This is a genomic window from Sorangium sp. So ce1504 (genome assembly GCF_051521635.1).
Taxonomy (GTDB): domain Bacteria; phylum Myxococcota_A; class Polyangia; order Polyangiales; family Polyangiaceae; genus Sorangium; species Sorangium cellulosum_B.
Map to the genome: position 1 here is coordinate 3,421,009 of NZ_CP150365.1, position 22,704 is coordinate 3,443,712.

Genomic DNA, 22,704 nt, shown 5'->3' on the forward strand with positions numbered 1-22,704 from the left:
GCATGGTCACGCCGGCGACATCGAGCTTCCTGATCGCCGCCGCCACCGGACGGACGCGCCACGCGAGGCGCGCGGTTCACTTGCCTCAGCGCGCCATCTCGAAGAAAAAGTCGTCGACCACGACGCGCTGGCCTCGCGCGCTCGCGACGTCGTAGACCCATCGGCCGACCGCGAGGTCGAGCACCCCGAGCCCGAAGGGCGAGAAGATCGCCGGCTTGTCGCGGCCGATCCGGCGCTCGCCGCGCATGAGCTGGGCGAGGGTCCCGGTCACGAAGCTCCGGCCGCCGCTCAGCCTCTCCGCGAGGTGCGGCGACGTGTTCGCCTTCATCACGTGCTCGACGTCATCCACGATGTTGTAGGACCCGAGCAGGATCTCCGGCGCGAGATCGCGGAGAGAGATGTTGAGCACCAGCGGGTTGTGCGCGAACAGCGCCGGATCCAGGATGTAGGGCTCGCCCGCGACCGTGGCGAGGACGATGAGATCGCTGCCCGTGATCGCGGCCTCGGCGCTTGAAACGCAGTCGATCGCGCCGTGGCGACCCGGCTTGCACACCTGGGTCGCGAACCGCTGCGACTCCGCCTTGTCCAGATCGTGCAGCAGCACCGACCCGATCTCCCAGCCGAGCGCGAGGAGGAAGGTATAGATGTACCTCGCGATGAGCCCGTTGCCGATGATGCTCAGCCTGCTCACCGCGCGCTTGCCGCCGTTCATCCACTCGGCCGCCAGCGCCGCCGAGCCGGCCGTGCGGGCGGCGGAGATGATCGAGCTCTCGAGGCAGGCGAAGGGGTAGCCCGTCTCGTAGCTGTTCAGGAGGAGCGCGGCCGAGGCCCGCGGGATCCCCCGGCGAATGTTGTCGGGGTAGCTCGCGATCCACTTGATGCCCGAGACGCCGACGTCTCCCCCGAGGAACGCGGGCAGCGCGATGATGCGATTCTTCGGCTGCTCCGGGAACCGCAGGAAATAGCTGTCCGGGTTCACTGTCTGCCCGTCCTCGTGCATCAGGTAGGCGCTCTTGACGCGCTCCACGCAGGCGGCGATGTCGGCATGGATGATCTCGTGGATCACCTTGCCCGTAATGATCGAGAAATCCATTCTGATGCGATCTCCGTTGTCTCAGGCTGGCCCCGAGCCTGGCGTCGCTCCTCCGAGGCTGCGCGATCGCCGGTCAGAGACATGGGTTGAAAGATGGTGGTCGGCCGCCCGGGCTCCGCTCTGCCTCGCTCGTCACGAGGCGCGCCAGGAGAGCCCCTTGGACCAGATCCTCCGGGATGCGTCCTCTACGCGCCGAGCCTGGACGCCCAGGCGTCATTGAAGATGGTGTCCGCGTACGAGATGCCGCGGTCAGCGCAGACGAACAGCACCGATGGGGGGCTCGTGGAGCGCATCCTCGGGAGGAGCTTCTTCACCGCGGCGTAGCACGAGCCGGACGAGCCCCCGACGAGCAGCCCATGCCGCGTGAGGAGCTCGCGGCAGGCGCGCACGGTCTCGACCTCCGAGACGAGGACGACGTCGTCGATCTTCGCCTCGTCGACCAGCTTGGATCGGACGCTGGCGCCGATGCCGGCGATGTGGCGCGGCCCTGGAGCGCCCCCGAAGATGACCGAGCCCTGCGCGTCGACGGCGATGATACGTGCGTTCGGGAACGCATCCTTCACCCGCCGGGAAATGCCGGCGATCGTCGCTCCTGTGCTCACGCCCACGAAGACGTAGTGAAGCTCGGAGAAGGCCCGGCAGATCTCCTCGCCCGTGAAGCGGTAGTGGGCCCCGACAGCGTCCATGTTGCCGTACTGGTTGGTCCAGTACGAATCGGGGATGCTCTCCCGCAGCTCCCGGAGCTTCTGGAGCCGCGCCTTCAAGAAGCCGCCCATGTCGTCCGGCTCGGTCACCTTGACGACGTTCGGGCAGAGCCTTCGCAAGAGGGACTCGTAGGCCTCCGTGGTGTTCGGATCGATCACCGGGATGAACTCGAGGCCGAGCTGGCGCGCGTAGAACGCGAGCGCGACGGCGAAGTTCCCCGAGGAGGACTCGATGAGGACGGTCTTGTCGTGGATCTCACCCCGCTTGATGGCCTGGTGCAGGATCCAGAGCGCGGGACGATCCTTCAAGCTCCCTACCGCGTTGTGCCCCTCGAGCTTGGCGAAGAGCTTGACCCCATCGCACTCGAGGGGGAGCACGGTCGTTTCTCGAAGGGTCCCCAGGAGCGAGGTGACCTTCGTCAAGAGTTTTTCAGCCATGGGAGACCACTCTCGTGAGCTAACGTGAAGTCCATTCCACGGGGCGACCTGAGCGAGCTCCGTTCCGCTGGCTGAACGGGCGGCGAATGACTGTATTTGACGGTGATTGACGGAGACTGACGGTGACTGACGGTGACCGATGAAAACTGATCGCGACCGACGACGAGGGACGGCTTCGAATTACAGGCCCGTCGCCCCACCAGCGAGGAGGCGCTCGATACAGCTCTGGACCGAGAGCGCTTCACGCAAGCTGGCGAGGGTGTGCGAGCCGCCCTGCATCATCGCCGCGAGATGGTCGAGCAGCGCTGTCCGGTTGCGCGCGAGGGCCTGCTCCGGCGTCGCGGGGCAGAGATCGACCCAGCTCGCGCCGTCCTGGATCTCGGCGCTATACCAGTGGTGGGTGCGACCCGCCCCACGCTCGCCGATCAGGGTGAAGGCGTTGAAGTCGTCCTCTTCTCCGCCCACGCAGGCGCTCACCTCGAGGGGAATGGCCCCCGCGGTCAGCCGGGCCTGAATCGCTGTCTCCGACCCGATGCCGTCCGCCGGGAAATCGACGCGCGAGCGCTCGACGCGCAGCGTCCCGAGCAGGCGCTGCGCCAGGAACACGAAATGCGACAGCACCTCGCGGACAAAACCGCCCTCCTGCCGGCCGACGAGCCAGCCGCCGGCGGGCTGCCACGGTCGAGGCCACGCGCGGAACGAGGCGTCGATGCGCGCCTGCCGCACCTCGCCGATGCGCCCGGCGCGCAGCGCGTCCCCGAGCGCCTGCACCGGCGGCGAGACGGCGAAGCCGAAGTTGACGGCGGCGCGCACGCCGGCCCGCTCGAGCCGATCCACGGTCGCCGCCGCCGCTTCGACGTCGACCGCGAGCGGCTTCTCGCACAGGATGGCCTTGCCCGCCCCTGCGGCGAGGCGCAGGTGCTCGAGGTGGGTCGCCGGCGGCGAGGCGATGTAGATAAGTTCAACCGGAGCAGCGACCACCTCCTCGGCGGTCCTCCGCCGGCAAGCCCGGTCGAACGCCTCGATGCGCTGAGTCGCCTCGGCGGATGGGTCCCACGCAGCGACGACCTGGAAATCAGGGCGCTGCGCGAGGAGGCGAGCGATCCGCTCGCCGATCGTGCCGAAGCCGATGATTCCAACGCCGATCTTGCGCATACTCAGCCGTCCATCCTGAATTTCGACGGACGCCGGTGGGGTATACTACGGAGCAACCTCACAAAGCAAGCGTGACCCACGCGTCTTCGATCCTGGCCTCCCGTCATGCCGCACGATGAATGTCATGTGAACGTCATGCGGGGTGCGCCGCGCATCCGCATCGTCCGGTTCGGGTGGAACGACGCGCTGCCAGAATGCCTGGCTGGCACCGGCGATGATCGGGAATGCAACAGGAAGTCGAACGCTCCAGAGGTCAGGAACCACGCAGACGAGCGCGCGGCGGGGACCTCCCTCCTGCGTACATTGAAATTTACGTTCTCTGCTCGTGTCGGCGCGCCTGTTCGCAGATGCCTTTGATGTGCGAGCGCGCTCTTCGCAGGAAAGCTTCTCTCGAGTCGAACGTGCGAAACTCGCAGCAGGGCAACCTGAACGGCGCTTTGCAGGCTCTTCGCGGCGCGCCGCTCCGACGACGGCTGAGCCCGGTGTGCCTTCGATAACGGCTGAGCCCGTCACCCCTTCTCCGCAGCTGCGCCTGACCCCGGCGTGATCCATCGCGCCAGCCTCATCGCTGCTGCGTTCCCCGTAGGCGCATCAGGCCATTCCTTCGTGCCGCACGCCGAAACGACAGGAGCCGCGCGAGCTGCGCAGATCCGCGGATGCTCATCGCTTCGTTCGCAGTAGATTCTGCCGCCGGAGGCAACCGAGGGATGACCGGAACGTCGGACGAACAGCAGACGGGCGGCCATGCGGACGGCGCTGGCCTGCAGGTGATGGCAGCGCGGCTCGCCGGCGCGGCGTGCGAGGGCGTGGCGCCGCGGCTGCCGCGCGCCACCTACCGCGTGCAGCTCAACAAGGACTTTACCTTCGAGCAGGCGCGGCGCGTCGTCGCCTACCTCGACGCCCTCGGCGTCAGCGATCTCTACTCGTCGCCGTTCTTCAAGGCGCGGCCAGAGAGCATGCACGGCTACGACCTCGTCGACCACAACGCGCTCAACCCCGAGATCGGCGAGCGCGCCGACCTCGACCGGCTCACCGGCGAGCTCGCGTCGCGCGGCATGGGCCTCCTGCTCGACTTCGTGCCCAACCACATGGGCATCGGCACCTCCGACAACGCCTGGTGGAACGACGTCCTCCAGAACGGCCCGAGCTCGCTCTACGCGCCGTTCTTCGACATCGACTGGGCGCCGCTCAAGACGGAGCTCAGGCACAAGGTGCTGCTCCCCGTGCTCGGCGACCACTTCGGGCGCGTGCTCGAGCGCGGCGAGCTCAAGATCGAGTTCGACAACGGCGCGTTCGTCCTGCGGTACTTCGATCACGTCTTCCCGGTGAACCCGCGGACGTACAGCATGATCATCGGGCCGCTCGTGTCCGGGCTCGTCGCCGCGCTCGGCGAGGAGCACGACGCGCTCCTCGAGCTGCAGAGCATCCTGACCGGGCTCCGCAACATGCCGCCGCGGACCGAGACGCAGCGGGCCAAGGTGATCGAGCGGCGTCGGGAGAAGGAGATCCTCAGGCGGCGGCTCGCGTCGCTCGTCGCGGACTCGCCCGACATCGCGGCGGCGGTGGCCGAGGGCGTCCTGCGCATCAACGGCAAGGTGGGCGATCCGCGGAGCTTCGACCCGATCGAGGCGCTGCTCGAGGAGCAGGCCTACCGCCTCAGCTTCTGGCGCACCGCCGCCGAGGAGATCAACTACCGCCGGTTCTTCGACATCAACGACCTCGCCGCGATCCGGATGGAGCACCGGCCGGTGTTCGCCGAGGCGCACCGCCTCGTCTTCGAGCTCTGCGAGCGGGGTCAGGTCACGGGGCTGCGCATCGACCACCCCGACGGCCTCTGGGACCCGATCGGCTACTTCGACGAGCTGCAGCAGGGCTACCTGATCGAGCGCTGCCGGCGCCGCTTCCTCGCCGAGGCCTCGGACGAGCCCGAGCAGAGGAGCTTCCTCGACCCGCGCCGCCGCCCCGAAGCCCGCTTCGCCCGGCTGGAGCCGGCCATCCGCGCGGCCCTCTCGGAGCGAGCCGCGCGCGGCTCGCTGAACACGCGGCCGCTCTACGTCGTCGTCGAGAAGATCCTCGCGCGCGGCGAGACGCTGCCCGAGGCCTGGCCCGTCCACGGGACGAGCGGCTACGACTTCACCGGGTCGGTGGGCGACCTCTTCGTCGACGCCTCGAGCGAGGGGCAGATGACCGCGATCTACGAGCGGTTCATCGGCGACCACTTGGCGTTCGAGGCGCTCGTCTACGAGAAGAAGAAGGTGATCCTCCGGACGGCCCTGGCGAGCGAGCTCAACGTGCTCACCCACGCCCTGAACCGGCTCACCGAGCGCGACCGCCGCTTCCGCGACTTCACCCTGGGCTCGCTCAACGAGGCGCTGCGCGAGGTCATCGCGTGCTTCCCGGTGTACCGCACCTACATCAACGATCGGACGCCGGCGATCTCCGATCACGACCGCGTCGCCATCGGCCGCGCCGTCGCCCTCGCGCGCCGGCAGAACCCGACGATGGAGGGCTCCATCTTCACGTTCGTGCGCTCGGTCCTCATGCTCGACGGCACGGATCTCTTCCCTGACGAGGACCGGCACCTCTTCTGCGACTTCGTGATGAAGTTCCAGCAGCTCACCGGGCCGGTGATGGCCAAGGGGCTCGAGGACACGTCGTTCTACATCTACAACCGGCTCGTGTCGCTGAACGAGGTCGGGGGCGAGCCCGAGCGCTACGGATCGAGCGTCCTCGCGTTCCACCGCGGCAACGTGCAGCGGCACAGGGCGTGGCCGTACTCGATGCTCGCGACGTCGACGCACGACACGAAGCGGAGCGAGGACGTGCGGGCGCGCATCAGCGTGCTCTCGGAGCTGCCGTCGGCCTGGGAGGAGGCGCTCCACCGCGCCGCCGCCGCCGCCGCGCCGCTCAAGGCCGAGATCGAGGGCCGCCTCGCGCCGGACAGCAACGAGGAGTACCTCTTCTACCAGACCCTCCTCGGCAGCCTGCCGATCGAGCCGCTGCTCGGCGCTGCCGACGACCCGCGCGCGCCCGAGGGCGACGCGCTCTCGGCGTACGCCGACCGCCTCGTGGACTACATGCGCAAGGCCACGAAGGAGGCGAAGGTCAACACGTCCTGGATCGACGCGCAGCCCGAGTACGACGCCGCCGTCGAGGCGTTCGTCCGAAAGGCGCTCTCGTCCGCAGAGGTCGTGGGCGCGCTCCTGCCGCTCGCGCGCGTGGTCGCGTACCACGGCATGTGGGGCTCGCTCTCGCAGACGCTCCTGAAGCTCACCTCGCCGGGCGTGCCCGACATCTACCAGGGCAACGAGGTGTGGGACTTCAGCCTCGTCGACCCGGACAACCGCCGCCCGGTCGACTACGCCGTGCGCGAGCGGGCGCTCGCGGAGATCCGCGCGCGCTTTCGGTCGAGCGGCGGGGGCCGCGCGCTCGCGCGCGAGCTCTGCGCGCAGGCGCGCGACGGCCGCGTCAAGCTGTTCGTCACGCACGTCGCGCTCGATCTGCGCCGGCGCCACCCGGCGCTCTTCGGGGCCGACGGGGACTACGCGCCGCGCGCCGTGATCGGCGAGCGCGAGGCCCACGTCGTCTCCTTCGCGCGCCGCGCGCCGGACGGGCGCTCGATCGTCGTCGTCGCGCCCCGGTTCAGCGCGCGGCTGCTCGGCGGCGCCTGCTCCCCGCCGATCGGCGCGGCGTGGGCCGGCACCTCGGTCGACGTGGAGCCCGGCCTCTACACGGATCTCTTCACCGGCGCCGAGCTCGAGGCGTCGCCGTCCGCCGCTCCGCCGCGCGACGCGGCCGAGCCGGGCGACGGCGCGTCGCTCCCGCTCGACCGCGTGCTCTCCGATTTCCCCGTCGCCCTGCTCCTGCGGGCGGCGCAGCGAGGCCAGTGACATGAAGGCGATGCGCACGATGGGCGCGTGGCTCGAGGGCGGCGCGGTCCGCTTCCGCGTCTGGGCGCCCGACCACGATCGGATCGAGATCGTCACCTACGGGGCCGACGGCCAGGAGGTCACGGGCGCGCTGCCTGCGGCCCCGACCGGCGGCGGCTATTTCGAGGCGACGGCGCCGGGCCTCGGGGCCGGCGCGCTCTACAAGGTGCGGATCGACGGCGAGGGGCCGTTCCCGGACCCGTACTCCCGCGCGCAGCCGCTCGGGGTCCACGGCCCGTCGGCGGTCGACGATCCCTCGTTCGCGTGGACCGACGCGGGGTGGCGGGGCGTCGCGCTCGAGGATCTCGTCCTCTACGAGGTCCACGTCGGCGCGGCGACCCCGGAGGGCACGTTCGACGCGCTCATCGGGCGGCTCGCCGAGCTCCGGGAGCTCGGCATCACGGCGATCGAGCTCATGCCGGTCGCGAGCTTCCCGGGCGAGCGCGGGTGGGGGTACGACGGGGTCGACCTCTTCGCGCCGCTCGCGGCCTACGGCGGCCCGGCGGGCCTGCGCCGCCTGGTCGACGCGGCCCACGCCGCGGGGATCGGCGTCGTCCTCGACTGCGTCTACAACCACTTCGGCCCCGACGGGAACTACCTCCGCGCCTACGCGGGGCGCTACTTCACCGATCGGCACGAGACGCCCTGGGGCGACGCGGTGAACTACGACGGCGCGGGCGCCGAGCAGGTCCGCGCGCTCGTCCTCGAGAACGTCGAGATGTGGATCCGCGACTTCCACATCGACGGCCTCCGCCTCGACGCGACCCACGCGATCGTCGACGACTCCGATCCCCACATCCTCCGGGAGATCGGCGAGCGCGCGCGGGCGGCCGGCGAGGGGCGGCGCGTCGTCGTGATCGCCGAGGACAGCCACAACGACGCGCGCCTCGTGACGCCCGTCGAGCAGGGCGGGTACGGCCTCGACGCGGTGTGGTCCGACGACTTCCACCACGAGCTGCGCGTCCTGTTCGCCGGGGATCGCGACGGCTACTTCGAGGATCACACGGGCACCGCGGAGGACATCGCGGCGACGATCCGCAAGGGGTGGCTCTACGAGGGGCAGATCTCGAAGCACACGGGCAAGCCGCGGGGCACGCCCGCGGATCCGGTGCCGCCGCCGCGCTTCGTCCACTGCATCCAGAACCACGATCAGATCGGCAACCGCGCCGTCGGCGATCGGCTCGGGGACAAGGTGAGCCCGGCGGCCTTCCGGACGATGTCGGCGCTGCTCCTGCTCACGCCGTACACGCCGCTGCTGTTCATGGGCCAGGAGTGGAACGCGCGGACGCCGTTCCAGTACTTCACCGATCACGAGGCCGAGCTCGGCCGGCTCGTGACCGAGGGCCGCCGGCGCGAGTTCCAGTACTTCGCGGCGTTCGCGGGCGCGGAGGTGCCTGATCCGCAGGATCCGCGGACGTTCCAGCGCTCGAAGCTCGACCACGCCGAGCGGCAGCGGCCCGAGCACGCCGGCGTGCTCGCGTGGTACCGCGAGCTCCTCCGCCTCCGCGCCTCGCACCCCGCGCTGCGCAGCCGCGCGCGCGGCGCCTTCTCGGCCGACGCGCTGACGCCGGACGCGATCTGCATCGAGCGCCGCGGCGGCGGGGCCGCCGTGATCGCGCTCTGCGCGCTCCGGGGCGCGCTCTCGCTGGACCTCGGCCGCCCCGAGGCGCGGGCGCTCGCGTTCAGCGAGGAGCCGCGGTTCGGCGGCGCCGCGCGGCGGCCCCCGATCGAGCGCGGCTGGGTGGAGCTCGAGGGGCCGGCGGTCCTGATCGTCGAGGTGCCCGACGCCTCCGGGGCGCGATGCTGAAGCCCGTCACGTTCACGCCCATCGGCGTGGTGCGCACGCCGTTCTCCGACAAGGTGAGCGCGCCGCGGCAGCCCCACGCGGCGGGCAGCGCGGAGGGGACCATCGAGCTCGTGCCGGGCCTCGGGCTGGAGCACGCGCTCTCGGACATCGAGGGGTGGGACTACCTCTGGGTGGTCTTCTGGTTCCACCTCAACGAGGGATGGCGCCCGAAGGTGCTGCCCCCGCGGAGCGCCGGCAAGCGGCGCGGCGTGCTGTCGACGCGCTCGCCGCACCGCCCGAACCCCATCGGCCTCAGCGCGGTGAGGCTCCTCGCGGTGGACGGGCTCACCCTGCGCGTCGGCGGCGTGGACATGATCGACGGCACGCCGGTGCTCGATCTCAAGCCCTACGTGCCGTACGCGGACGCCCACCCGCACGCGCGCACCGGCTGGCTCACGCCGCTCGCGGAGGAGCCGGGCGGGGGGGCGCCGGTCGACCCCGAGCCCGGCTTCGAGGTCGCGTGGGGCGCGCGCGCCGCCGAGCAGGCCGCGTGGATCGAGGAGGCGCACGGCTTCGCGCTGCGGGAGCGCGTGGACCGCGTGCTCGCGCTCGGCCCGCAGCCGCACCCCTACCGCCGGATCCGCGCCGACGGGGACGCGATGCGCCTCGCCGTGACGTCGTGGCGGGTGCGGTTCAGGGCCGAGGGGCGGCGGATCGACGTGCTGTCGGTGGCGACGGGCTACCGCGAGAAGGAGCTCGTCGGCGGCGAGGGCCCCGATCTCGAGGCGCACCGGCGGTTCGTGGAGCGGTTCGGCCGCGGCTAGCGGCCGGCGAGCGACCAGCGCGCCGCCTGCTCGCGCTCGCCAGGTACGCGCAGATCGCCTGGTATTCCTCGGATCTCGCGTGACGATTCACGCTCGCGCCGCTTGCAGCATGCGCTCGAGGCGGACAAATGCTGAGTGTGTTCATCGGGGACATCTGGCCTGGGTTTCGAGCCGGTGCGCTCGACGGAGATGCCTGCTGACGGTGCGGTCGGAGCATTGCTGCGGGTTGGCTGACCAGGCGGTGCGCCCCCTCCTCTGCGCCCCCTCGCCCGTCCCGTACGCGGCCCCGCCCGAAGACGGCCGCGGCGGCAGGGGGCAGGCCGCGGGGGAGCTGCAGCTGAAGGCGGCCCTCCTGGATCGGCTCGGCGAGGCGGCCCTCGCGTGGGAGCTCGGCGGCGCGAGCGCCATCGTGTACTTCGGCGCCGGGGCCGAGCAGCTCTACGGCTTCCCGGCGCGCGACGCCCTCGGGCGGTCGAGCCACGATCTCCTGCGCACCGCCCTGCCGGCGCCGCTCGCGCAGATCGAGGCGGCGCTCCTGCGCGACGGCCTCTGGGACGGCGAGATCCGGCGCACGACCCGCGACGGCCGGGAGATCCTCGTCGAGAGCCGCCTGCGGCTCGTGGAAGGGGCGGAGCGCCGGCGACTCGTCCTGGAGACCGGGCGCGAGAGCACCGCCCAGCGGCGCGCCGAGGAGGCCCTGCGCGACAGCGAGGCGCGCTTCCGCAACATGGCCGATCACGCGCCCGTCATGATCTGGGTCACCGGCGCCGACGGCGGCTGCACCTACGCGAGCCGGGGCTGGCTGGACTTCTCGGGCCAGACCGAGGCGGCCGCCCTGGGCTTTGGCTGGATCGAGGCGGTGCACCCCGAGGACCGCTCGGGGGCCATGGAGGCGTTCCTGCGGGCCAACGAGCGGCGCGAGGACTACAGGGTCGACTTCCGCGTGCGCCGCCGCGACGGCGTGTACCGCTGGTGCATCGACTCGGCCGCTCCGCGGCTCGGCCCGGGCGGCGAGTTCCTCGGCTATATCGGCTCGATCATCGACATCACCGAGCGCAAGGAAGCCGAGCTCCAGCTGCGGGAGCGCGAGGAGGGGCTGCGCCGCGCCATCATGGCGACCTCGTTCCCCATCATGATCTACGCCGAGGACGGGCACGTCGTCTGCGTCAACAGCGCGTGGACGGACATCAGCGGCTATACCCGCGAGCAGATCCCCACGGTCACGGCGTGGCTCGACAGGGCGTTCGGGGCGAGGAGCGCTGCCATCCACGCCCGTGTGGCGTCCCTGTTCGATATGGATGAGGCCTCAGGCGAGAACGAGCTCACCCTCGCCACGGCGAGCGGCGCCGAGCGCACGTGGGTCTTCAGCTCCGCTCGGCTGGGGAGGGACGCGGCGGGCCGGCGGCTCCTGGTCACCATCGCCTACGACATCACCGAGCGGAAGCGGGCCGGCGACGCCTGGGAGGCGACGCTGAGGGAAGCGGACCAGCGCAAAGATGCTTTCCTGGCGATGCTGGCGCACGAGCTGCGCAATCCGCTCGGGCCCATCCGCAATGCGGTGGAGATCCTGCGGAGCACCGGGATCGAGGAGCCGTCGCTCCTGCGGGCGTGCGGCGTGATCGAGCGGCAGGTCGCGCACATGGCCCGGCTGGTGGACGACCTCCTCGACGTGTCCCGCGTGGCGCGCGGGAGGATCCAGCTGAGAAAGGAGCGCTGCGACCTGCCCCGGCTGCTCCGGCAGACCGCGGAGGACTACCGCAGCACGCTGGAGGCGAGCGGCCTGGAGCTCCGGCTGGATCTGCCGACCGAGCCGCTCTGGGTCTCCGGCGATCCCACGCGCCTGTCGCAGGCGGTCAGCAACGTGCTCCACAACGCCAACAAGTTCACCGACGCCGGCGGTCGGGTGACGGTCGCGCTGTCGGCGACGCCGGACGGCTCCGCCGTGATCCGCGTCCGCGATACCGGCATCGGCGTGGAGCCGGCGACGCTGGCGTGCATGTTCGAGTCGTTCAGCCAGGCCGAGCGCAGCCTGGACCGCAACCGGGGTGGGCTCGGGCTGGGGCTGGCGCTCGTAAAGGGTCTTGTCGAGCTCCACGGCGGCACGGCGTCGGCCGAGAGCGCGGGCGTCGGCCACGGGACGGAGATCGTCCTCCGCCTGCCGCTCGCGCGCGGGCCCGAGGCGTCCCCGGAGCGCGCCGGGCCGCCGCCGGGCCCCGACTCGAGGTCAGCGGGCGCCGTGAGGTCGCTGCGCGTCCTGATCATCGAGGACAACGAGGACGCCGCCGAGATGCTGCAGGCGCTCCTCGCGATGAACGGCCATCAGGTCGAGGTGGCCCTGTCGGGGGCCGCGGGCGTCGAAGCGGCCCGCTCGTTCCGGCCGGAGGTCATCCTGTGCGACATCGGCCTCCCCGGCGGGATGGATGGCTGCGGCGTGGCGCGGACCTTGAAAGCCTTGGAGGAGAGCGCGGACGTCGCCCCGTCGCTGATGATCGCGCTGACGGGGTATGGCCAGGAGCGGGACCAGCGCCGGGTCCGCGAGGCCGGCTTCGATATGCACTTTGTCAAGCCGATCGATCCGGGCTCGCTGCAGAGCCTACTGGCCTCCGTGGCGACGCGGGCCTGACGGCAACGAGGGCGCGGGCGTGACGGCGACGAGGGCGCTGGCGCGCCGCCGCGCCGGCCCGGCGGCTCGATGTGGCTCGCTCGCACACAGGCGCTGGCTCGACCTTTGAAAAGGCCTCCGCCTCAGCGCGGAGGATCATGGAGCGTCGGGGCACGGGCTGGATCGATCTTCGTGGCGGGCGCAGGGGCGGCGGCGCGCGGCGGCGCGCTCGCGCAGATCGCACGCCTGCGCGCGATCTGCACGGGCCTGCCGGGATCGCGCGGGTGCGCGCGGAGGTGGCCGGCCTCTTCGGAGACGCTGCGCGCGCTGCGCGCATCGAGCGCGACCTCGCGGCGATCCCCGGCGTCGTGTCCGCGCGGGCGAGCGCGCGCACCGGGCGGGTGCTCGTGCGCGTGGGGGAGGACGCGGCCGACGAGGCCGCGCTCGTGCTCGGCGCCCACGCCGTGCCAGGCGCCCCGCCGCCGCCGTCCGCGCGCCGCGCCGTGCGGGCCATGGCCGAGGGCGTGGGCGCGCTCGTGCGCGCGGCGCGCCGCTGCGCGCGCCCCCGCGAGGGCGCGGCGGGCGAGGACGAGCGCCGCGCGTGGCATGCGCGGGCCTGGGGGAGCCAGGTCGCGCCGGCCGGGCAGGGTGGAGGCGCGCCGGCCGGGCAGGGTGGAGGCGCGCCGGCCGGGCAGGGTGGAGGCGCGCCGGCCGGGCAGGGTGGAGGCGCGCCGGCCGGGCAGGGCGGAGGCGAGCGCGCCCGCCGCGTCGACGTGGCGCTCTGCGCCTACGCGGAGGACGCGGGCGAGGTCGCCCGCGCGCTCGGCGTCGATCCGCGCGAGGGGCTCCCCGCCGCCGAGGCGCGCCGCCGCCTCCGCGAGCTCGGCCCGAACGAGCTCGCCGGCGTCGCGACCCGCTCGTCGATCGAGATCCTCGCCGGGCAGGTCTTCACGGTGCCCACGGCGATGCTCCTCGGCGCGGCGGGCGTGTCGCTCGCGCTCGGCGACATGATCGACGCCGGCGCCGTCCTCCTCGTCGTCGGCGCGAACGCCGCGATCGGCACGTACACGGAGTCGCGCGCCGAGGAGCTCCTGCACGCGTGGGGCGACCTCCGCGTCGGGTGGGCGCGCGTCGTGCGCGACGGGCGCGAGCAGCGGCTCGCCGCGTCGGAGATCGTGCCGGGCGACGTGCTCGCGCTGCGCGCGGGCGAGCCGGTCGCGGCGGACGCGCGCGTCCTGACCTCGCGCGCTCTCGCCGCCGACGAGAGCACGCTGACCGGCGAGAGCGAGCCCGCCGAGAAGTGCGCCGCGAGGGTCGACGGCGGCGCGCCGCTCGCCGAGCGCCGCGGCATGGTGTACGCGGGCACCACCATCGCCTCGGGCGAGGGGGCGGCGGTGGTCGTCGCGACAGGCCGGTGGACCGCGCTCGGGGACATCCAGCGCGCGCTCTCCCGCGAGTCCGAGCGCACCCCGCCGCTCGAGCAGGAGCTCGCCTGGATCGGCCGGCGCCTCGCGACCTTCGCGCTCGCGAGCTCGTCGGCGGTGATGGTCGTCGGCCTCGCGCGCCGGAGGCCGCTCCGCGCGCTCTTGCGGAGCGCCGTCGCGCTCGGCGTCGCCGCCATCCCCGAGGGGTTCCCCACCGTGGGCACCACGGCGCTCGCGCTCGCGAGCCGCCGCCTGCGCGGCTCCGGCATCGTGATCCGCCGCCTCGCCGCGGCCGAGACGCTCGGCGCGGTGAGCGTCGTCTGCGCCGACAAGACCGGCACGCTCACCGAGAACCGGATGCAGGTGGCCGAGATCTTCCTCCCCGGCGAGGGCGCGCTGCGGGTGGAGCGCGCCGCCCGCCGCGGCGGCGGAGCGGGGCCCGGGCGCGGGATCGCGCTGATCGGCGAGGACGGGCGCGAGGTCGACGCCGCCGCCCCGCGCGTGCACGCGCTCGCGCGCATCGCCGCCCTCAACGCCGACGTCGAGCTGAGCGAGGCGGGCAAGGTCGTCCAGGGCAGCGGCACCGAGCGCGCCCTCGTGGAGTTCGCGCTCGCCGCCGGCTACCCCGTGTCGGCGCGGCGCCTCGCGGCGCCGCGCGTGAGCGAGGCGCGGCGCTCGGCCGAGCGCGCGTTCATGGTGACGGTCCACGACCACCCGGAGCTCGGGCACATCGAGCTCGTGAAGGGCGCCCCCGAGCAGGTCGTCGCGCGCTGCGACGCGCCGCCTCGGCGCGAGGGGGCCGGCGACGAGCGCGGCGAGGTGCTCCGGCACAACGACGCGATGGCCTCGCGGGGGCTGCGCGTGCTCGCGCTCGCGTGGCGGCAGAACGGCCGGCCGGACAACGACGCTCCGCTCGAGTTCGCCGGCCTCGTCGGCCTCCGCGACCCGCCGCGCCCCGGCGTGCGGGAGGCGCTCGAGGCCCTCTCCGGCGCCGGCATCCGCACCCTGATGCTCACGGGCGACCAGGAGCGGACCGCGCGCGCGATCGGCGTCGAGCTCGGCATCCCGCCGGACGCCGTGCACAGCCGGGTCACCCCGGAGGCCAAGCTCGACATCGTGCGGGCGCTCCAGCAGGGCGGCGCGATCGTGGCGATGACGGGCGACGGCGTGAACGACGGACCCGCGCTCAAGGCGGCCGACGTCGGCGTGGCCATGGGCAAGCGCGGCACGGACATCGCGCGGGCCGTGGCCGACGTGGTCCTCGCCGAGGACGATCTGCCGAGCCTCACCGAGGCGGTCCGCGAGGGGCGGCGGCTGCACGACAACGTCCGCCGGGCGATCGCCTACTTCGTCGCGACGAACGCGAGCGAGGTCCTCACGATGCTGGTGGGCGCCCTCTGCGGCGCCTCGCCGCTCACGCCGCTGCAGCTGCTCTGGATCAACCTGCTCACCGACGTGGCGCCGGCGCTCGCGCTCGCGCTCGAGCCGGCCGAGGCCGGCGTCATGCGGCGCCCCCCGCGCGACCCTGCGGCGCGGCTGCTCGGCGCGGCCGATCTCCGCGCGCTGGGCGTGGACGCGGCCGCGATGTCTGGCGCGTCGCTCTCGGCGTACGCGCTCGGCGGCCGGGCCACCGCGGGGACGAGGGCGTTCACGGCGCTGGTGACCGCGCAGCTGCTCCACATCCTGGCCTGCCGCGCCGGCGCCGGGGAGGGCGCCGCGGCGGACGCGCTCCGCCGGGACAGCCCGCACGTGGCCCGCGCGCTCGCCGCCACGTCCGCGCTCCAGGCGCTCGCGCTCGGCTCCAGGTCCCTGGGCCGCCTGCTGGGGGCGCAGCGCCTCCGCGCCGGGGAGCTCGCGCTCGCCGTGGCCGTGGGCGCGCTGCCCGCGCTGCTCCGCGGTCCTCTGGGGCGCTCCGGGAGCGCTGGCCGCGAGATCGTGATCGTCAACGGCAAGCGCGCGGAAGGGGAATTGGAATTGGAATCGGAATCGGAATTGGAATCGGAATCGGAATCGGAATTGGAATCGGAGTCGGAGTCGGGCTCGGCGTCAGGAGCGGAATCGGACGCGTCAGCAGAAGCGGAAGCAGCAGACGCGAGAGCGGAAGCGGAAACGGACCAGGGCGCAGGCGAGGATGCGGGGGCGGCCGCGAGACGCAAGCAAGGCGTGCGCGCCGCGCGCGTCGCCGGGCTGCGCAAGGGAGACATGGCATCATGAAGTTCCATCCACCGTCGTTCGCCCTGGGGGTCGGCACGGCCGTCCTCCTGATGGGCAAGAAGCAGCACCTCCGGCCGGTGGTCGTCGAGATCGCGGCGCTCGGGCTCCACCTGGGCAGGCTGGGCCTCGGCTTGCTCGAGCGCCAGCGGGAGCACGTCGAGGATCTCTTCGCCGAGGTCGCCGAGCGGGTGCGCCAGAAGGCGGCGGGCGGGGCGCGCGGCGAGCGGGCTGCGCGCAAGAGCAACGGCGCCTCGGAGCTCCACGGCGAGCCGTCGTCATGACGTCGCCGGCGGTCCTCGTGGTCCACGCCCTGGAGCGGCGCGTCCGCCTGCGCGCGCCGGCGCTGGCCGGCCATCGTCGGGTGTGCGAGCGGATCGCGGAGCAGCTCGCGGCCGATCCCGCCTGCGAGGTCGTCTCGATCCGTCCGATGACGGGCTCGGTGATCGTCGAGCGCTCCGAGGGCGGGCTCGATCCGGAGCGGCTCCGCGCCCGGCTCGCCGGGCTGGTCGACGGGGCGCGCGAGGACGACGGCCACCCGCTCGGCGCGCCGCGGCCCGAGGGGCATCCTGGTCCGACGCGCGTCGCCCGCGCGGTCGCGCACGCCTTTGCCGGGATCAACGCCGATGTGCGCGAGGCGATGGATTACCGCGCGGATCTTGGCACCATCTTGCCGGTCGTCTTCGCGGCGGCGGGGCTCGCCGAGGTCGGGGCGACGCGCAGGCTGCCTGTGCCGGCCTGGTTCAACCTGCTCTGGTGGTCGCTCCGGTGGTTCATGACGTTCAACCCCGGGGCGATCTCGGAGGAGCTGAACAGCGGCGGCGGGGCGCAGGGCCAGCCGGGCGTCGCGGGCGAGGGGCCCGGCGAGGCGGGCCCGGTCTGCGACGATCTCTAGAGCGACGGTCACCCGCTTCGGATACGGGCCCACCTCGGCGTTTTCGGTGCTCAGCGCACCGGAGTGCGCTTGCGCGCCGAAAACGCCGATCTGGGCCCGTCTCCTGTGCGGGTGACCGCCGCTCTGCACGTGGCAGAGGTGGGCGGAAAACGCTGCAGAGAGGCATTTCCGCTCCGCGGACGCACCGCCGGTCGGGGCGCTCCGGGCGCGGCTGAAGGCGGGCCCATCGGCGCGGCGCGCGGGGGCAGCGCTCGGCGGAGCTGCTACCGCGCGCTCGCGCGGAGGGCAGGAGAGCGTGGGACGAGGGCATTCCGCCGGCGGGGCCAGGATTCTCGGCGTTCACCTCGCCTCGGGCATCGCCTTGCGATCGCTGCGTGAGCGTCTCGGCGCGCTTTCGAGCCCGTGGCGCCGCCTGTCGACCCCGACGTAAAGCGGCGATGTATCACAATGGCTCGGGAATAGATTGAACCTTGGTGGCCGGGCGCGTACCTTCCTGGTCCGGATCGTAAGCCCCGGAAGCAGAGGGGAACACGTTGATGGCGCGACTGCAATTCCCGGTGTGGCTAGGCCTGACTGTTGCATCGCTCGCCGTGTCTCCGGGCTGTAGCTGCGGCAGTCCCGACGTGTCCGTGGCTGGGGCCGGGTCGGGGGGTGAGGGTCTCGGGGGGGCCGGCGGGGCTGGTGCAGGCGATCCTGTGGCTTCGGCGGGCGGGGGTGGCGCAGGTGGGCGTCCCGAGGTGGGGGATCGGGGCATCGCCGCGGGCGAGATGGTCAGCGCGGGGAAGGTCGTGAGGAGCCCGAGCTATCGCATGGTCTTCACGCTCGGTCAGCCGACGCAGAATCAGGGAAAGACGACCTCACCGAGTTACCGCGTGCAGGGCGGTCTGGTCGGGGCGAACGGGAGCGTGCCATGAACGGGATGGGACGGCGTGTCCTCGCGATGGGTGTTCTTCTCGCCGCCTCCGTCGGCCTCGTGCGCGGCGCGGCCGCCGCCGTGCCGATGCAGATCTCGCATCAGGGGCGGCTCTTCACGGCCAACGGCGAGCCGGTCAATGACGTCCTCTCGGTGACGTTCGCCATCTACGCCGCCGAGGACGACGACGAGCCGCTCTGGAGCGAGGTGATCGCGCTCTCGTTCGACGAAGGCTTTTTCTCCACCGTGCTCGACTTCACCGAGGAGCAATCCGCGAAGGTCTTTGACGGCTCGGTTCGCTACATCGGAATCACGGTCGGGGACGATCAGGAGATGGAGCCTCGCGCTTCGATCGGGAGCGTCCCGTATGCGATGGTCGCGAACAACGCTGTTGGTGAGATCACGCCGAAGCTGGTGAAGATCGGCGGCAGGGTCGTCATCGACGAGAGCGGCAACTGGGTGGGCAACTCGAGCGGAATCGCGGGGCCGATGGGACCGACGGGGCCCCAGGGACCGACGGGGCCGGAGGGACCGACAGGGCCCCAGGGGCCGAAGGGGCCTGAGGGGCCGACGGGGCCCGTGGGCGCGACAGGGCCCGAGGGACCGGCGGGGCCGGCTGGCCTGCCCGGCGAGAGGGGACCGATGGGGCCCGAGGGGCCAATGGGGCCCCAGGGGCCGATGGGGCCCGAGGGGCCAATGGGACCCGAGGGCCCGATGGGACCCGAGGGCCCGATGGGACCCGAGGGCCCGATGGGGCCCGAGGGGCCGATGGGGCCCGAGGGTGCAACAGGGCCTCAGGGGCCGACGGGTGTGGTCGCGACGATCGCGATTGCGGGCAACGTTGCTCCGCTTTTTGATGGTGGCAGCGCCGCGTATGTCTTCGTCGGCCCCCCGGGGACGGTGACCATCACCGGCAGCCAGCGCGTGACCGGATCGGCCTCTGCGCCGCTCGGGCTGCAGCCGTCCCGCGCTGCGTTCGTCGCCCCGCTCGGCCTCTGTTACCAGCGGCGCGGCACCAGCGAGCTCGTCAACTTCTTCGGCGGCACCTTCGCGAGCCACTACTTCACGCCGACCCGCACGACCTACTCGGTCTCTGCCACGACGGTGCTGCCAGAGGGCGAATGGAATGTCGGCATGTGCGTCCGCAATGAGGGGACCAGCGCGATCCAGGGATCGACCACGTCGACCGGCAACGGCATGGTGAACGGCTGGTTCATCGTCACGAACGACTGAGGGCGAGCCCGCCGTCCGGGTTCGTGAGCCCGCCTCCGCTCCCATGAAGTCGGCAGGCCCCGTGCGGGGGCATCCGTCGCGGGGCGCGGAGAGGGCCGGTGTTGGTTCTGCTCTCGGGAGGGCAGCCGGCCCCGTGCGGGGGTGTCCGTCGCGGGGCCGGGCGGCTCGGCACGACCTCCCGAGCCACCCGGAGCCTCTCCTCGCCGCGTCGGCGTCTCAGATCACCTGAGCGCCACCGGGCTCCGCGCGAGGTACTCGTCGTAGGACAGGGTCCGCAGATCCTCGATCCTCTTCGCGCGCATCGCCCCGATGACCGCCCGCGCGAGCTGGAGGTCCGTGAGGAGCGGGATGTTCGCGTCGACCGCGCGCCGCCGGATCAGGTAGCCGTCCGGACGGCCGAGCTGGTCGTACTCGCGGGGGATGTTGATCACGAGATCCACCTTCCCCTGCTCGATGGCGCTCATCGCCGTCTCCCCCTCGTCGGGCTGCTTCGCGAGGCTCGTGCACGCGAGCCCGAGCGCCCGGAGCGCCTCGGCCGTGCCCGGCGTCGCGAAGATGGGGAGCTTCAGGTGCTCGGCGATGACGCGGGCCTCGTCGGCGAACCAGTACTTGTCCTCGAGCGGCCCGAGCGAGAGCAGCACGCCCTTCTTGGGGAACCTGAAGCCGGTCGCGAGCAGCGAGTGCAGGAGCGCCTCGTGCATGTCGTCGCCGAAGCAGCCGACCTCGCCGGTGCTCGCCATCTCGACGCCGAGCATCGGATCGGCCCCCACGAGGCGCGAGAACGAGAACATCGGCGCCTTCACCCCGACGTAATCGAGGTCGAGCCCGCGGTTCTCGACCGGCTGCGACACGCCGAGCATCCTGCGCATCGCCTCCCGGACGAAGTTGTTCCCCGTGACCTTCGACACGAAGGGGAAGCTCCGCGACGCGCGCAGGTTGCACTCGATCACCTTGACCGTGTTGTGCTTGGCCAAGAACTGCATGTTGAACGGCCCGGTGATCGAGAGCGACCGCGCCACCTGCTGGGCGATCTGCTTGATCCTGCGGATCGTCGCGATGTAGAGCGACTGCGGGGGCAGGACGAGCGTCGCGTCGCCGCTGTGGACGCCGGCGTTCTCGATGTGCTCGCTGATCGCCCAGAGGATGATCTCCCCGCGATCGGCGACCGCGTCGATCTCCACCTCGCGGGCGTGGGTCTCGAACTTGGACACGACAACGGGGTAGGTGGGGGAGACGGCCTTGGCCCGGGCGAGGATGCGATCGAGCTCGTTGGGCTCGTGCGCCACGCTCATGGCCGCGCCGCTCAGCACGTAGCTCGGCCGCACGAGGACGGGGAAGCCGCCGAGCTTGTTCACGATCTCGCCCGCCTGGCCCGCGTCGACGACGTGCGCCCAGCGCGGCTGGTCGATCCCCAGCCGGTCGAGCAGATCGCTGAACTTCTTCCGGTCCTCGGCGGTGTCGATGCTTCCCGGGCTCGTGCCGAGGATGCGCGCCCCCGCCTCGTGCAGCCGGAGCGCCAGGTTGTTCGGGACCTGCCCGCCCATGCTGACCACGATGCCGTAGGGCTGCTCCCGCTCGTAGATGTCGAGCACCGTCTCGAAGCTGATCTCGTCGAAGACCAGCTTGTCGCACGTGTCGTAATCGGTGCTGACCGTCTCCGGGTTGTAGTTCAGCATCATGGTCTCGTAGCCGAGCTCCGAGGCCGCGCGGATCGCGTTGACGCAGCACCAGTCGAACTCGACGCTCGATCCGATGCGGTAGGCGCCGGAGCCGAGCACCATGATCTTCTTCCGCCAGGACGGCGCGACGTCCGTGGCCGACGCGTGATAGCTCGAATAAAGGTAGTTCGTCTCGGCGGGGAACTCGGCCGCGAGCGTGTCGATCTGCGCGAGGTGCGGCACGATGCCGTGCCGCTTCCTGGCCTCCCGGATCGAGCCCCGCGGCGCGCCGGTCAGCGTGCCGATCATCCGGTCGCTGAAGCCGAGCTGCTTCGCCTCCCGGAGGGTCGCCTCCTCGAGCGCCGGCTCCTGCGCGGCCGCGGCCTTGTCGGCCTGCGCGGGGACGGCGACCTTGAGCGTCTTCAGGTCCCGGTGCATCCGGACGATCGGCTCGATCTGGTTCAAGAACCACCGGTCGATCTTGGTGAGGTTGTGGATCTCGTCGACCGACATCCCCTCCTGGAGCGCGCGGGCCACGGCGAAGATCCGGAGCGGCGTCGCGTTCTGCAGCTCGTCGCGGAGGTCCTTGAAGGTGAACGCGTCGGGGTCGAGCCCCTTCACCCCGATGTCGAGCATGCGGAGCGCCTTCTGGATGACCTCGGGGAACGTCCTGCCGATGGCCATGACCTCGCCGACGCTCTTCATCTCGCTGCCGATCCGCATCGAGGCGCCGCGGAACTTGCCGAGGTCCCAGCGCGGGACCTTGCAGACGAGGTAGTCGAGCGCCGGCTCGAAGAACGCGGTCGTCCTGCGGGTGATCGCGTTGGCGATCTCCGGCATGGTGTAGCCGACGGCGATCTTCGCGGCGACGTAGGCGAGCGGGTAGCCCGTCGCCTTGCTGGCGAGGGCGCTCGACCGGGAGAGGCGCGCATTCACCTCGATGACCCGGTAATCGGCGCTGTGCGGGTCGAGCGCGTACTGGATGTTGCACTCGCCCACGATGCCGAGGTGGCGGATCGTCTTCAGCGCGACCGAGCGGAGGAGCTGGTACTCCTCGTCGTTCAGCGTCTGCGACGGGGCGACGACGATCGACTCCCCGGTATGGATCCCCATCGGGTCGAGGTTCTCCATGTTGCAGACGGTGATGCAGTTGTCGCGCCCGTCTCGGACGACCTCGTACTCGATCTCCTTCCAGCCGCGGAGGCACTCCTCGACGAGCACCTGGGGCACGCCGCCGGCGAAGCCGCGGCGCACGGCGTCCTCGAGGTCGCGCTCGCTCTCGACGATGCCGCTGCCCTTGCCGCCGAGCGCGTAGCCGCCGCGGAGCATCACGGGGAACCCGATCTCGCGCGCCGCCGCCATGGCCTCGGCCGCCGAGCGGCAGGCGCGGCTGCGGGCGGTCTTCACGCCGATCTCGTCGAGGCGCTCGATGAAGAGCCGCCGGTCCTCGGTGTCGCGGATCGCCTTGATCGGCGTGCCGAGCACCCGCACGCCGTACTTGTCGAGGATGCCCGAGTCGTGGAGCTCGAGCCCGCAGTTGAGCGCCGTCTGCCCGCCGAAGGAGAGGGCGATCGCGTCGACCTCCTCCTTGACGATGATCCGCTCGACGAACTCCGGGGTGACCGCGCAGAGGTGGATGCGGTCTGCGAGCCCCTCGCTCGTCTGGATGGTGGCGATGTTGGGGTTCACGAGGACGGTGGCGATCCCCTCCTCCTTGAGGGCCTTGATCGCCTGCGACCCCGAGTAGTCGAACTCGCCGGCCTGACCGATCTGGAGCGCGCCGGAGCCGAGCACGAGGACGCGCCGGGGTTTCTTGGGGAGATACGCGCCGTACATGGC

At 72.0% G+C, this 22,704-nt stretch carries 13 protein-coding genes; 9 read left to right on the plus strand and 4 right to left on the minus strand.

The features are described from left to right. Positions 1–85 precede the first annotated feature (85 nt). From sbnB to WMF39_RS13100, 3 genes are all read right to left on the minus strand, one after another. Positions 86–1,093, minus strand: coding sequence for a 2,3-diaminopropionate biosynthesis protein SbnB (gene sbnB, locus WMF39_RS13090; RefSeq protein ID WP_437745856.1), 1,008 nt, complete (start codon positions 1,091–1,093; stop codon positions 86–88). A gap of 185 nt (positions 1,094–1,278) precedes the next feature. Then, entirely contained in the window at positions 1,279–2,235 is a 957-nt protein-coding gene (sbnA, locus tag WMF39_RS13095; RefSeq protein ID WP_437745857.1) for a 2,3-diaminopropionate biosynthesis protein SbnA, read from the minus strand. A gap of 180 nt (positions 2,236–2,415) precedes the next feature. Beyond that, positions 2,416–3,390: a Gfo/Idh/MocA family protein gene (locus WMF39_RS13100; protein ID WP_437745858.1), complete on the minus strand. Its 975-nt coding sequence runs from the start codon at positions 3,388–3,390 to the stop codon at positions 2,416–2,418. Between the two features lie 707 nt (positions 3,391–4,097). Between WMF39_RS13100 and treY the strand changes: the two genes are divergently transcribed. The 9 genes from treY to WMF39_RS13145 all read left to right on the plus strand — a co-directional run bounded on the left by treY (position 4,098) and on the right by WMF39_RS13145 (position 19,207). Beyond that, positions 4,098–7,280: a malto-oligosyltrehalose synthase gene (gene treY / locus WMF39_RS13105; RefSeq protein ID WP_437745859.1), complete on the plus strand. Its 3,183-nt coding sequence runs from the start codon at positions 4,098–4,100 to the stop codon at positions 7,278–7,280. Between the two features lies 1 nt (position 7,281). Next, on the plus strand, positions 7,282–9,126 hold the full coding sequence (treZ, locus tag WMF39_RS13110) for a malto-oligosyltrehalose trehalohydrolase (RefSeq protein ID WP_437745860.1): 1,845 nt from the start codon (positions 7,282–7,284) through the stop codon (positions 9,124–9,126). Next, positions 9,120–9,929, plus strand: a complete 810-nt coding sequence (tsaA, locus tag WMF39_RS13115) for a tRNA (N6-threonylcarbamoyladenosine(37)-N6)-methyltransferase TrmO (RefSeq protein WP_437745861.1) — start codon at positions 9,120–9,122, stop codon at positions 9,927–9,929. The genes treZ and tsaA overlap by 7 nt, the downstream gene beginning before the upstream one ends. A 226-nt stretch (positions 9,930–10,155) precedes the next feature. Beyond that, positions 10,156–12,552: a PAS domain S-box protein gene (locus WMF39_RS13120; protein WP_437745862.1), complete on the plus strand. Its 2,397-nt coding sequence runs from the start codon at positions 10,156–10,158 to the stop codon at positions 12,550–12,552. 137 nt (positions 12,553–12,689) lie between these two features. Beyond that, a complete protein-coding gene (locus WMF39_RS13125; protein ID WP_437745863.1) occupies positions 12,690–16,169 on the plus strand; it encodes an HAD-IC family P-type ATPase in 3,480 nt (1,159 codons plus the stop codon). Continuing rightward, positions 16,166–16,450, plus strand: coding sequence for a hypothetical protein (locus tag WMF39_RS13130; protein ID WP_437745864.1), 285 nt, complete (start codon positions 16,166–16,168; stop codon positions 16,448–16,450). The genes WMF39_RS13125 and WMF39_RS13130 overlap by 4 nt, the downstream gene beginning before the upstream one ends. After that, positions 16,447–17,061 carry an HMA2 domain-containing protein gene (locus WMF39_RS13135; protein WP_437745865.1) on the plus strand — a complete coding sequence of 205 codons (615 nt, stop codon included), beginning with the start codon at positions 16,447–16,449 and terminating at the stop codon, positions 17,059–17,061. The genes WMF39_RS13130 and WMF39_RS13135 overlap by 4 nt, the downstream gene beginning before the upstream one ends. Positions 17,062–17,798: 737 nt before the next feature. Continuing rightward, the gene (locus WMF39_RS13140; RefSeq protein WP_437299446.1) at positions 17,799–17,975 is read left to right on the plus strand and encodes a hypothetical protein; all 177 of its coding nucleotides are present in this window, start codon (positions 17,799–17,801) and stop codon (positions 17,973–17,975) included. Further along, positions 17,972–19,207, plus strand: coding sequence for a collagen-like protein (locus WMF39_RS13145; RefSeq protein ID WP_437745866.1), 1,236 nt, complete (start codon positions 17,972–17,974; stop codon positions 19,205–19,207). Before WMF39_RS13140 ends, WMF39_RS13145 begins: the two co-directional genes overlap by 4 nt. 221 nt (positions 19,208–19,428) lie before the next feature. Here WMF39_RS13145 and carB read toward each other — a convergent pair whose 3' ends face one another. Further along, entirely contained in the window at positions 19,429–22,701 is a 3,273-nt protein-coding gene (carB, locus tag WMF39_RS13150; RefSeq protein WP_437745867.1) for a carbamoyl-phosphate synthase (glutamine-hydrolyzing) large subunit, read from the minus strand. Positions 22,702–22,704 lie beyond the last annotated feature (3 nt).

Bases quoted from the DNA above. Each gene is read 5' to 3' on its own strand.
- sbnB (WP_437745856.1), bottom strand. From the start codon at position 1,093: ATGGATTTCTCGATCATTACGGGCAAGGTGATCCACGAGATCATCCAT.
- sbnA (WP_437745857.1), bottom strand. From the start codon at position 2,235: ATGGCTGAAAAACTCTTGACGAAGGTCACCTCGCTCCTGGGGACCCTT.
- WMF39_RS13100 (WP_437745858.1), bottom strand. From the start codon at position 3,390: ATGCGCAAGATCGGCGTTGGAATCATCGGCTTCGGCACGATCGGCGAG.
- treY (WP_437745859.1), top strand. From the start codon at position 4,098: ATGACCGGAACGTCGGACGAACAGCAGACGGGCGGCCATGCGGACGGC.
- treZ (WP_437745860.1), top strand. From the start codon at position 7,282: ATGAAGGCGATGCGCACGATGGGCGCGTGGCTCGAGGGCGGCGCGGTC.
- tsaA (WP_437745861.1), top strand. From the start codon at position 9,120: ATGCTGAAGCCCGTCACGTTCACGCCCATCGGCGTGGTGCGCACGCCG.
- WMF39_RS13125 (WP_437745863.1), top strand. From the start codon at position 12,690: ATGGAGCGTCGGGGCACGGGCTGGATCGATCTTCGTGGCGGGCGCAGG.
- WMF39_RS13130 (WP_437745864.1), top strand. From the start codon at position 16,166: ATGAAGTTCCATCCACCGTCGTTCGCCCTGGGGGTCGGCACGGCCGTC.
- WMF39_RS13135 (WP_437745865.1), top strand. From the start codon at position 16,447: ATGACGTCGCCGGCGGTCCTCGTGGTCCACGCCCTGGAGCGGCGCGTC.
- WMF39_RS13145 (WP_437745866.1), top strand. From the start codon at position 17,972: ATGAACGGGATGGGACGGCGTGTCCTCGCGATGGGTGTTCTTCTCGCC.
- carB (WP_437745867.1), bottom strand. From the start codon at position 22,701: ATGTACGGCGCGTATCTCCCCAAGAAACCCCGGCGCGTCCTCGTGCTC.